Below are 11,052 nucleotides of genomic sequence, written 5' to 3' on the forward strand. Positions count from 1 at the left end.
TCCCTTCACATTTATTGACATCAGAACTCTAAAGCACCTGTATCCACAGCCGCCGTTTTGCCTCGTACAGCAATCAAGTCTGGCGAGATGATCACTTAGCGATACTTGGTGGTAAACAGAAACGGCACCTTCGGGTGCCGTTTTTGCGTTTGGTGCTTCAGTGACAAACTGGGCTATCGAGTTATCTGAGTTTCACCAACAGGTATGCGACCCCCATCCAGACCACAGTAATGATCATCATCGATACATAAATGACCAAAAGACGTTTCAGACGAGGAGGAAAGTTTTCGATATCCGTAGAATCCAGTCTGCCATAGCGGATGTCCGCTTTCGGCCACACCACTATCCCGGCGATTACAGAGATCAGAACAAAGCCTCCGAACCAGCCTCGATTCCGCCATGCGGGACCCCAGATGTATATGAAGCGACAACTTTTCAAGGCTCCCATTATGGCGTCCAGGTGACGGTAGCTTAGATACGAGCTGAATACGAGATTCACAATCCCCAACAGAATTGGGCCACCAACAACAATGATTGCAACCCAAGGAGACCAGGAATCGACATCAATCATGGCTGTTTAGCTTCATACAATTTCTCACCCATGAACTCCCCTCCAATGCCACCCACTTCTGACCCCGCCCATGCACCAATGCCTACCAAGGCCGCAGAGCAAATCACGCCACCTACCACCGTGCTGGCTGCTAGCGCCAGGCAAACAGGTCGACCAACCAAAGGCACTACTGCCCCGCCCCACATGCCACCCAATGTTGATCCACCAAATTTCCCTCCTTCGGTTAATTTAACCTTCTCGCAGGCCGCTCCAGAGTCACCAGCACAAACCTCCTGAACAGCCAACAACGAAGAAATCCCGCCAATCCCGATACCGATGTACCCACCTGCACTCATGTACTTGGCTGCACGACTGATCGCATTCACATGAGTGGCATAACCCGGTATCTGGCCCGGCGCACCCGCCTTGTCCCAGCGATGCACAAGGCTGCGACTGGAAATGCCTAGCGCCGTCTTCAGCTTGGGATGATCGCCCAAGGTCGTCTGACCGCGCAGGCGTGTGGAGTTCAGCAAGTGCGCATCCAGTTGTGCGAGCAAGCGTTGTCTATCGGCGAAAAACTTCGGTGATCTGAGATGGCCGTGTTGACGGTAGCTGTCCTGATGCAAACGCTCCATCGCTTGTAGAGTGTCGCGCAGGCTGGTCAGATGCTTTTCCATCACCGCCGCGCTGACGCCAAGCCAAGTCGAGGTGTCGCCGATAAAACCAGCGATTTCCGCCGCGTGACGGTGCATAAACTCGGCCTCGTCCGGCGTCAGAGGATCAATGGCAGCGTTAACCTGTTGCGCAGCCTGCATCAGTTGGGCTTCTTGATAGGTACAGGAGGTGTTGTTCGGATCGCTGAGCACAATTAGCGAGCCGGCTTTGATATTGTCTGACGCCTGGTTGAGTGCCCGAAACTTGCTCATCACCGCCGGATCCGGCGTGGCGAATAGCGTCGCCTCCAACGCTTCGCGGGTCATGCTTTTGGGCACTACATAAAAACCCGGTTCTTGGGGCTCCGGACGGGCGAATATTGCAGGTGCGGGAGAGTTCGAAGAGGCGAAACCGGAAGGACGTGACGCTATCGGTTGACTGGTTGCAGCACTGGAAACTGATTGCACAGCGCTCCTGCCCGCTCGCGGTGCGGAGTTGGCGCTTTGATAGGTTGCCCCAAATACCGAGGGGATCAATTGAGCCTTGCAGGGGCAATTGCTATAGCTATCCAGCGTGCCCGCTATGGCCGCGCCATGACTGATCATGTACGAGATGCCGCCGACAATCCTGTAAGTCTTGCCATCCTTGCCACAGGTGACCCGATCACCTTCGCGGGCATGGAGGATGCCGAACATAATAATTCCGTCATGACCATCCAGGACCGTGCCGCCACATGAGCTCTTGTCATGCAGGCCAATGAAATGTCCTTCGTTCATTGATGTTCCTCCTGCTTGACGGAGGGCAGAAAATCCTCGGCCATCGGGACACCTTCACGCCCCACCAATAAAAAACCACCCTGCAATGTGTTGATGATCTCGTCGCCATTGCAAAGCCGGCTGCCGACCAGCGCCGCATGGTCAAAGTCTTGGCCCGCGCCCGTGACGATCTGCGCCGTACGCCCATCCGGGTACAAGACGCAATCGCCTTTCTGTGCCGCGCGCACTTTCTGGCCGTCTCCTAACGTGAACTCGAAGGGCGACGTCGCTTGCTGGATTACTCCACCATCACGGGTTTGACTGCCTTCGGTTGCTAACCGATAAACGGCGCGAGCGGGATGAGCAACGATGTAATCCTGCTGCTGGCGAACAACCGCCAGAGTTTCGTCACAACAATTCGCAAGTCGCTCTTCCGTGAAGTGTTGGGCGTCCAGGTTACGGAGAAATTCAGGAGAGACTTCGTTGGTATACAAGCTGTGCAGAGGTGCATTCATTTGAGAAACCTTCTTCCGGGAATGGCGTTCAGAAATAATGCGGCGGACGCTAACAGCGTCGCGACTCCTCCGGCAGGGCCATCTGAACGATTAAGAAGTTTCGTCAAAAGGAAATGTCTTTTTCCTACAACAGCCTTCAAAGAAGCCTTTGTAGAGAAATTCAAGTTTGTTTTGTGGTTCCAACAAAAACAAAAACGGCACCTTCCGGTGCCGTTCGCCTTTCACACTCCCAAACAGTTACTTACGCGCATCCGCCCACGACTTCAGCAGCTCGTTGTAGCTCACCGTTTCGCCCTTAGGCTTTTCGTTCGCCAGTTTCGGTTTCGGTGCGCCCGGTTGGTCGAACCAGTATTGAGCATCGCGCTCTGGATTCATTTTCGGGGCGCAGGTGGCTTGTGCCTTCGAGCGTTCCAGACGGGTCATGATTGCGTCCTGATCCTTGGCCAGGCCATCCAGCGCCTCTTGCGGGGTTTTCTCGCCGCTGGCGGCTTCGGCGATGTGGCTCCACCACAACTGCGCCAGGCGAGGATAATCAGGCACGTTGGTCCCGGTCGGGGTCCATTGCACGCGGGCCGGGCTGCGATAGAACTCCACCAGGCCACCGAGTTTCGGCGCCAGGTCGGTCATGGCCTGCGAGTTGATGTCCGATTCGCGGATCGGGGTCAGGCCGACGATGGTTTTCTTCAGCGACACGGTTTTCGAGGTCACGAACTGCGCGTATAGCCAAGCCGCCAGTTTCTGCTTCTCAGGCGTGGACTTCATGAATGTCCAGGAACCGGCGTCCTGATAACCGAGCTTCATGCCCTCTTCCCAATACGGACCTTTCGGCGACGGCGCCATGCGCCATTTCGGCGTGCCGTCGGCGTTCATCACCGGAAGGCCAGGCTTGGTCATGTCGGCGGTAAACGCGGTGTACCAGAAGATCTGCTGGGCGATGTTGCCCTGGGATGGCACGGGACCTGATTCGGAGAAAGTCATGCCCGCCGCTTCCGGTGGCGCGTACTTCTTCATCCAGTCAACGTACTTGGTGGTCGCATACACTGCTGCCGGGCCGTTGGTGTCGCCACCGCGGGTCACGCTGGAACCGACCGGATGACAATCCTCGACGCGGATCCCCCACTCGTCCACCGGCAAGCCGTTAGGTATGCCTTTATCGCCAGCGCCTGCCATGGAGAACCAGGCATCGGTGAAACGCCAACCCAGCGACGGGTCTTTCTTGCCGTAATCCATGTGCCCGTAAACGCGCTTGCCGTCGATTTCCTTGACGTCTTCGCTGAAGAATTTGGCGATGTCTTCATAGGCCGACCAGTTCACCGGTACGCCCAACTCGTAGCCGTACTTTTCCTTGAACTTGGCCTTCAGGTCCGCACGCTCGAACCAGTCGGCGCGGAACCAGTACAGATTGGCGAACTGCTGGTCGGGCAGCTGATAGATCTTGCCGTCCGGCGCGGTGGTGAAGGAGATGCCGATGAAGTCCTTGATGTCGAGGGTCGGCGAGGTGAAGTTCTTGCCCTCGTTGGCCATCAGGTCGGTGATCGATTCGGTCTTGCCGTAGCGGAAGTGTGTACCGATCAGGTCCGAGTCGTTGACCCAGCCGTCATAGATGTTCTTGTCCGACTGCATCTGGGTCTGCAGCTTTTCCACCACGTCGCCTTCCTGCAGCAGGTCGTGGGTCAGCTTGATCCCGGTGATCTCGGTGAAGGCCTTGGCCAGTACCTTGGACTCATACTCGTGGGTGGCGATGGTTTCCGACACCACTTTGATGCTCATCCCGCGAAACGGCTCCGCCGCCTTGATGAACCACTTCAGCTCTTCCAATTGTTGATCGGCCGTCAGGGTGGACGGCTTGAATTCACTACCGATCCATTTCTTCGCCGCGTCTTCATAGGCATCAGCCCAGGCAGATGCGCTCAAACCGCTGAGTGCCAGCATGGCTGCCAATGAAATGCTATGTCGCAGCTTATTGTTTTTGTCGAACATAGAGACCTCCTTATTGAGTTTCGGAGCAACATTGCCGAGCGATTCGACTAGCCCCAACGCATCACAGCCAACAGCCACACCAGGGACATCGCGAAGGCGACCCAGATGCTCCAGTCGGTGACGCCGATTACCAGCAAATGCAGGTAGGCGCTGCCGAGAAGACCGATGAACAACCGATCGCCACGGGTGGTGGCAATCGGTAGAAAACCTCGCCTGAGCACGCTCGGCGAACGCAATTCCCAGGTGGTCATGCCCACCAGGATCAAGGCAATGACACCAAAGAACGCCGCCGTGGGGACGGTCCAGCTCATCCATTCCATCATCAGTTCCTCATACCCGGCCCAGGGCAAAGCCCTTGGCCACGTGGTTGCGAACAAACCAGATCACCAACATGCCCGGCAGGATGGTCAACACACCCGCCGCCGCCAACACGCCCCAGTCAATACCGGATGCCGAGACCGTGCGGGTCATCACCGCTGCGATCGGTTTGGCGTTCACCGAAGTGAGGGTTCGCGCCAGCAGCAGTTCGACCCAGGAAAACATGAAGCAGAAGAACGCCGTGACGCCGATGCCGGAGCCGATCAGCGGGATGAAAATCTTCACGAAGAACTTGGGAAAACTGTAGCCATCGATGTAAGCGGTTTCGTCGATCTCCTTGGGTACGCCGGACATGAAGCCTTCCAGAATCCACACCGCCAACGGCACGTTAAACAGGCAATGCGCCAACGCCACCGCGATATGCGTGTCGAACAGCCCGATCGAGGAATACAGCTGGAAGAACGGCAACAGGAACACTGCCGGTGGCGCCATGCGGTTGGTCAGCAGCCAGAAGAACAGGTGTTTGTCACCGAGGAAGCGGTAGCGCGAGAACGCATAGGCCGCCGGCAAGGCCACGGTCAGGGAAATGATCGTGTTCAGGCTCACGTAGTACGCCGAGTTGATGTAGCCGGTGTACCAACTCGGATCGGTGAAAATCACCTTGTAGTTCGCCAGGGTGAAATCCTGCGGAAACAACGTCAGGCCACCGAGGATCTCGCTGTTGCTCTTGAAGGACATGTTCAGCAACCAGTAGATCGGCACCAGCAGAAACAGGATGTAGATCAGCAGTGGAATCAGCTTTCTCTTGCTCATGATGGCCTCAGCGGTTGGCGTCGGAGTGAGTCATGGCGGTGTAGAACAGCCAGGACACCAACAGGATGATCAGGAAGTACACCAGCGAGAATGCGGCGGCCGGCCCCAGGTCGAACTGCCCGATCGCCATTTGCGTCAGGGTCTGGCTCAAGAAGGTCGTGGAATTGCCCGGACCGCCACCCGTAAGCACGAAGGGCTCGGTGTAGATCATGAAACTGTCCATGAAGCGCAGCATCACCGCGATCAGCAGCACACTCTTGAGCTTGGGTAACTGGATATGCCGGAACACCGCCCAGGCCGAGGCACGGTCGATCCGCGCCGCTTGGTAATACACATCCGGAATCGCCCGCAGGCCGGAGAAGCACAACAGCGCCACCAGCGAGGTCCAGTGCCAGACGTCCATCACCAGTACGGTGACCCACGCGTCCATGGTGTTCGCCGCATAGTTGTAGCTGATGCCCATGGCCTTGAGGCTCGCCCCCAGCAGACCGATGTCGGCCCGGCCGAAGATCTGCCAGATGGTGCCGACCACGTTCCACGGGATCAGCAATGGAATCGCCAGGATGATCAGCACCACCGACGACCAGCGCCCCTTGGTCGGCATGGTCAGGGCAATCGCAATCCCCAGCGGGATTTCGATCAACAGCACGCAGGCCGAGTAGATGAACTGACGCAGCAACGAGTCGTGCAGGCGCGGATCGAGCAGCACCTGCTTGTACCAGTCGGCGCCGACGAAGTAGCGGCTGGACTGGTCGAAGATGTCCTGCACCGAATAGTTGACCACGGTCATCATCGGGATCACCGCACTGAACGCCACCAGCAGGAACACCGGCAGCACCAGCCACCAGGCCTTGTTGTTCTGCACCTTGTTCATGGCTGCGCCTCTTGGTTGGCATTGGCTTCAAGCAGAAACTCATCGGCGTAGACCATCAGCCACTGCGCCGGAAAACTGATGTAGGCCGTGCCTTGCGGCACCGGTTTGTCTTCGGCCAGGCGCACTTTCAGGGGGACGCCATCGAGGTTGAGGGTCATGATCTTGTAGGTGCCCAGGTCTTCGACGTGTACGACCTGGGCCCGCAGCGCGTCATCAAAAGCTTCGTCCCACACATGGACGAACTCCGGACGAATGCCGACCTTCAGGGTTTTCCACTCCGATTCAGCAATACGCTTCTGCATCACCTCGGGCAGCGGCAGGTGAGTCGAGGCGAAACCGACGCCACCCGGTTGCGGCTGCACCTCGATCAGGTTCATCCCGGGGCTGCCAATGAAGTAGCCGACAAAGGTGTGGCTCGGGCGCTCGAACAACTCCCTTGGCGTACCGAATTGCACGATCTGCCCGCCGTACATCACCGCAATCTTGTCGGCGAAGGTCGAGGCCTCCAGCTGATCGTGGGTGACGTAGACCATGGTGATGTTGAACTGTTCGTGGATCTGCTTGAGCTTGCGCCGCAGTTTCCACTTGAGGTGCGGGTCGATCACCGTCAGCGGTTCATCGAACAGGATCGCCGACACGTCGTCGCGCACCAGGCCACGCCCCATGGAGACTTTCTGTTTTTCGTCGGCGGTGAGGTTGCGGGCCTTTTTGCTCAACAGGTTCTGCAGGTCGAGAACTTCGGCGATTTCCTGCACCTTGGTGTGGATCTTCGCCTCGGCCATGCCTTGGTTACGCAAGGGGAACGCGAGGTTGTCGAACACCGTCATGGTGTCGTAGACCACCGGGAACTGGAAAACCTGGGCGATGTTGCGCTTCTCCGGGGTCAGGTTGTTGACCGCTTTGCCGTCGAACAGCACATGGCCCTGGGACGGGCTGAGCAGCCCGGAAATGATGTTGAGCAAGGTTGATTTGCCACAGCCCGATGGGCCAAGCAACGCGTAGGCGCCACCCTGCTCCCAGATGTGGTCCATCTCGCGGATCGCGTAATCCTCCGGTCCCACCGGAGTCTTGGTGTAGCTGTGGGCGAGGTTCTGCAAACGGATTTCGGCCATCAGGCAACCCTCGTGACACGCCGGCCCGGCGCCTGGACCAGCCGCCCCTGCGTATCGAACACAAACAGTTTATGGGTCGGGATGTAGATGCGGATCGGCGCATCGACGTCGTATTCGTGAACGCCGGGCAAGTGCAGCACCAGCAGGAAATGCTCGTTGCGCACGTGCAGGAAGGTTTCCGAGCCACTGATTTCCGCGACTTCGACAGTCACCGCCAATTCGAGGTCATCGTCGTTGCTCGGCACCAGCGAGATATGGCTGGGTCGCACGCCGAAACGGAATTCGCCCTCGCCCACCGGGCGCAGATCGACGTTCAGCGGGAAGTGCACGAAATTGGCGAAACTCACTTCGTTGCCGGCAATGCGCCCCGGCATCAGGTTGATCGGCGGCTCGGAAAACAGCTCCGCCGCCAGCACCGTTTGCGGCTGATGATAGACCGACGAAGACTGGCCGCTCTGGATCACCCGGCCTTCGTGAAGAATGGTGGTGGTGCCGCCCAGGGCCAGGGCCTCGTTGGGCTCGGTGGTGGCGTAGATCGCGATGGTGTGGCGCGCCTTGAACAGCTCGCGCATTTCCTGGCGCAGCTCTTCGCGCAATTTGTAGTCGAGGTTGACCAGTGGCTCGTCGAACAGGATCAGCTCGGCGTCCTTGACCAGCGCCCGGGCCATGGCCGTGCGTTGTTGCTGACCACCGGAAAGCTCCAGCGGATAGCGTTTGAGAAACTTCTCGATGCGCAGCATCTTCGCGGTTTCCAGCACCTTGCTCTGAATTTGCTCGTTGGAAACACCGGCCTGACGCAGCGGCGAGGCGATGTTGTCGAACACCGTCATGGTCGGGTAGTTGATGAACTGCTGATAGACCATCGACACATTGCGCAAGCGCACGGGCCGTTGGGTGACGTCGACGCCGTTCATCAGGATGCGGCCGCTGTCGGGCTTGTCCAGACCGGCCATCAGGCGCATCAGGCTGGTTTTGCCGGACAAGGTGCGACCCAGCAAAACGTTGAAGGAACCGGGTTCAAAACTCAGGTTGGCATCGTCGATCCAGGTCTGGCCCTCGACGGTGCGGCTGACGTGTTCCAGGGTGAGTGACATGGCTCGGCCTTTTTCTTATTGGAGTCAAGCGACCGGAGCTGTATAGCGACATTTGTGCCAGAAATTGCAAACGATTGATTCAGTTTGAAATTCCTGAAAATGACTACAGAGTCACGTTCGTTGCTGAACACAAATGAACAACCGCGACTGAACAACTGAACACTTCAACGGTTGACAATGAACATTAGTGAACAACACTCTACAGACCGTTTTCCGGCCCTTGTAGGAGCGAGCTCGCGATGGAGGTCAACGTGACGAGGGCTGCCTGAAGGAACGAGGCGACTTCACGTCCATCGCGAGCAAGCTCGCTCCTACAGGGCACGATGTGTAATTGAATAACAACAATAAAAGCTTGCTCAGAGATCGACTGCCATGGCCGCACCCGCTTCACCGCTGTCTCACGACGCCATCATCCTGGACTCCTGGTCCCGATGCCGCGCGTTCGGCCTCAGTCATCAGAGCACGCCGGCATTCGACCCATTGCCGGCTGCGGGCATCGCGCAACTGCTGGAGAGCCAGCACTCACTGGTGCAAACCACCCATCAGGAGGTGCTGCCCTACTACGAGAACATCCTGAGTAACTCCAATTGCCTGATCATGCTCGCCGACCATCAGGGCCAGGTGCTCACATCGTGGGGCACCCAGCGCTTTATCGAACCGAAACTGGCCCGGGGTTTCAGCGCCGGCGCCAGCTGGATGGAACGCTGCACCGGCACCAACGCCATTGGCACTGCCCTGGCCTGCGAGCAAGCGGTACACATCGAGCACGATGAACATTTCCTCAAGGCCAACCGCTTCATGACCGGTTCCGCCGCGCCGATATTCGATACTGAGCGCAAGGTGATCGCGGTGCTGGACGTGTCCAGCGATAGCTACCTGCCGCCGTCCCACACCCTGGGTATGGTCAAGATGATGAGCCAGACCGTGGAGAACCGGTTGATCCTCAACCTGTTCCATGGCCAGCATTTTCAGCTGACATTCAACACCGGACTGAACAACCTCGATAGTCAGTGGGCCGGATTGCTGATATTCGATGAAACCGGCCAGGTGCTGTCGGCCAACCGCCGGGCTGACAACCTGCTGGGCATCAGCCTGTCGCGGGTCAGTGTCGAAAGCCTGTTCAAGGTCTCGCTGCTGGAGTTGCTGAATCAACCCGAAGGCTTGCCCTTCTCGCTGCAGGCTTCCGGGCGCAATCGCTTCCAGTGTCTGCTGAAACGACCCAAGCAGGTTCCGATTCAACCGCGAATGTTCGCCGAACCTGCCGTGACTGCGCCAACACCGGCCGAGATCAGCCTCAACACCCTGCACTTCGGCGACAGCCGCGTGGAAAAAGCTGTGCGCCAGGCTGAGCGTTTGCTGGAAAAAGACATTCCGCTGTTAATTCACGGCGAGACTGGCGTCGGCAAGGAAGTTTTCGTCAAAGCCCTGCATCAGGCCAGCTCCCGCAGCAAACAGGCGTTTATTGCGGTGAACTGTGCAGCGATCCCCGCCGAACTGGTCGAGTCAGAGCTGTTCGGCTACGAGAAAGGCGCGTTCACCGGCGCCAACCAGAAAGGCAGCATCGGCCTGATCCGCAAGGCTGACAAAGGCACGCTGTTCCTCGACGAAATCGGCGACATGCCGCTGCCAACACAGGCGCGACTGTTGCGGGTGTTGCAGGAGCGTTGCGTGCAACCGGTCGGTAGCAGCGAGCTGTTCCCGGTAGACCTGCGGATTATCTCCGCCACCAACCGTTCATTGCGCGAACAGGTGCAACTGGGGCGGTTTCGTGAGGACCTTTACTACCGTATCGGTGGCCTGACCCTGGAGCTGCCGCCATTGCGCGAGCGCAGTGACAAGGAGGCACTGTTCAAACGCCTCTGGGAACAGCACCGGGAGCCGAGCCAGTGGGCCGGTTTGAGCCGTGAGGTGCTGGAGTTGTTCGACCGCCATCCGTGGCCGGGCAATTTGCGCCAGGTCAGCAGCGTGATACAGGTGGCGCTGGCCATGGCCGAGGAACAACCGATAAGGCCGGAGCATTTGCCGGATGATTTTTTTGTCGATCTGGAGATGGAACCGGTGGAGACGCCGGAGCCGTTGGCGGTTGATCTTGATGATGCCGAGGAGTTGAATCGGCAGCTGCAGGCGGTTGGGGGGAATATTTCCCATCTGGCGCGGCGGTTGGGGGTTAGTCGCAATACCCTTTACAAGCGGCTGCGCCAGACTGAATGACGAGTGAATCGCACCGGTAATATTCGGCTTGAGACCATCGCGAGCAAGCTCGCTCCCACAGTGTCCGTGTCGAACACAAAATCTGCGCATACCACAGAACCTGTGGGAGATTCTATGGTTGAGGGAAAGCCCTCAACTGGCTTTTGGCTGATATTCGCTTTGCCCTTTCAGCAAGG

At 57.9% G+C, this 11,052-nt stretch carries 10 protein-coding genes; 1 reads left to right on the forward strand and 9 read right to left on the reverse strand.

The window, feature by feature from the left end; genetic code table 11:
- Nucleotides 1-181: 181 nt before the first annotated feature.
- The 9 genes from AC3WTM_RS18430 to AC3WTM_RS18470 all read right to left on the reverse strand — a co-directional run bounded on the left by AC3WTM_RS18430 (nt 182) and on the right by AC3WTM_RS18470 (nt 8,665).
- Nucleotides 182-571, reverse strand: a complete 390-nt coding sequence (locus AC3WTM_RS18430) for a hypothetical protein (RefSeq protein ID WP_102670550.1) — start codon at nt 569-571, stop codon at nt 182-184.
- Entirely contained in the window at nt 568-1,980 is a 1,413-nt protein-coding gene (locus AC3WTM_RS18435; protein WP_102670551.1) for a PAAR domain-containing protein, read from the reverse strand. The genes AC3WTM_RS18430 and AC3WTM_RS18435 overlap by 4 nt, the downstream gene beginning before the upstream one ends.
- Nucleotides 1,977-2,474, reverse strand: a complete 498-nt coding sequence (locus AC3WTM_RS18440) for a hypothetical protein (RefSeq protein WP_102670552.1) — start codon at nt 2,472-2,474, stop codon at nt 1,977-1,979. The genes AC3WTM_RS18435 and AC3WTM_RS18440 overlap by 4 nt, the downstream gene beginning before the upstream one ends.
- Before the next feature lie 237 nt (nt 2,475-2,711).
- Complete coding sequence (locus AC3WTM_RS18445) at nt 2,712-4,454, reverse strand: ABC transporter substrate-binding protein (RefSeq protein ID WP_102670553.1); 1,743 nt, start codon at nt 4,452-4,454, stop codon at nt 2,712-2,714.
- A gap of 47 nt (nt 4,455-4,501) precedes the next feature.
- Nucleotides 4,502-4,774, reverse strand: a complete 273-nt coding sequence (locus AC3WTM_RS18450) for a DUF2160 domain-containing protein (RefSeq protein ID WP_057716585.1) — start codon at nt 4,772-4,774, stop codon at nt 4,502-4,504.
- A 10-nt stretch (nt 4,775-4,784) separates the two neighbouring features.
- A complete protein-coding gene (locus tag AC3WTM_RS18455) occupies nt 4,785-5,585 on the reverse strand; it encodes a carbohydrate ABC transporter permease (RefSeq protein ID WP_008046506.1) in 801 nt (266 codons plus the stop codon).
- A gap of 7 nt (nt 5,586-5,592) precedes the next feature.
- On the reverse strand, nt 5,593-6,459 hold the full coding sequence (locus tag AC3WTM_RS18460) for a carbohydrate ABC transporter permease (RefSeq protein ID WP_008046507.1): 867 nt from the start codon (nt 6,457-6,459) through the stop codon (nt 5,593-5,595).
- On the reverse strand, nt 6,456-7,571 hold the full coding sequence (locus AC3WTM_RS18465) for an ABC transporter ATP-binding protein (protein ID WP_102670554.1): 1,116 nt from the start codon (nt 7,569-7,571) through the stop codon (nt 6,456-6,458). Before AC3WTM_RS18465 ends, AC3WTM_RS18460 begins: the two co-directional genes overlap by 4 nt.
- Nucleotides 7,571-8,665 (reverse strand): ABC transporter ATP-binding protein, encoded by a 1,095-nt coding sequence (locus tag AC3WTM_RS18470; RefSeq protein ID WP_102670555.1) that lies wholly within the window; start codon nt 8,663-8,665, stop codon nt 7,571-7,573. Before AC3WTM_RS18470 ends, AC3WTM_RS18465 begins: the two co-directional genes overlap by 1 nt.
- Nucleotides 8,666-9,037: 372 nt before the next feature.
- Here AC3WTM_RS18470 and AC3WTM_RS18475 point away from each other — a divergent pair, with 372 nt between their 5' ends.
- Nucleotides 9,038-10,876: a sigma-54-dependent Fis family transcriptional regulator gene (locus tag AC3WTM_RS18475; protein ID WP_102670556.1), complete on the forward strand. Its 1,839-nt coding sequence runs from the start codon at nt 9,038-9,040 to the stop codon at nt 10,874-10,876.
- Nucleotides 10,877-11,052 lie beyond the last annotated feature (176 nt).

This window comes from Pseudomonas sp. EU05-FHT14B02 (assembly GCF_058791055.1).

Excerpts from the sequence above, each read along its gene's own strand:
- AC3WTM_RS18455 (WP_008046506.1), bottom strand. The coding sequence starts at position 5,585 with ATGAGCAAGAGAAAGCTGATTCCACTGCTGATCTACATCCTGTTTCTG.
- AC3WTM_RS18475 (WP_102670556.1), top strand. The coding sequence starts at position 9,038 with ATGGCCGCACCCGCTTCACCGCTGTCTCACGACGCCATCATCCTGGAC.
- AC3WTM_RS18440 (WP_102670552.1), bottom strand. The coding sequence starts at position 2,474 with ATGAATGCACCTCTGCACAGCTTGTATACCAACGAAGTCTCTCCTGAA.
- AC3WTM_RS18470 (WP_102670555.1), bottom strand. The coding sequence starts at position 8,665 with ATGTCACTCACCCTGGAACACGTCAGCCGCACCGTCGAGGGCCAGACC.
- AC3WTM_RS18460 (WP_008046507.1), bottom strand. The coding sequence starts at position 6,459 with ATGAACAAGGTGCAGAACAACAAGGCCTGGTGGCTGGTGCTGCCGGTG.
- AC3WTM_RS18445 (WP_102670553.1), bottom strand. The coding sequence starts at position 4,454 with ATGTTCGACAAAAACAATAAGCTGCGACATAGCATTTCATTGGCAGCC.
- AC3WTM_RS18430 (WP_102670550.1), bottom strand. The coding sequence starts at position 571 with ATGATTGATGTCGATTCCTGGTCTCCTTGGGTTGCAATCATTGTTGTT.
- AC3WTM_RS18465 (WP_102670554.1), bottom strand. The coding sequence starts at position 7,571 with ATGGCCGAAATCCGTTTGCAGAACCTCGCCCACAGCTACACCAAGACT.
- AC3WTM_RS18435 (WP_102670551.1), bottom strand. The coding sequence starts at position 1,980 with ATGAACGAAGGACATTTCATTGGCCTGCATGACAAGAGCTCATGTGGC.
- AC3WTM_RS18450 (WP_057716585.1), bottom strand. The coding sequence starts at position 4,774 with ATGGAATGGATGAGCTGGACCGTCCCCACGGCGGCGTTCTTTGGTGTC.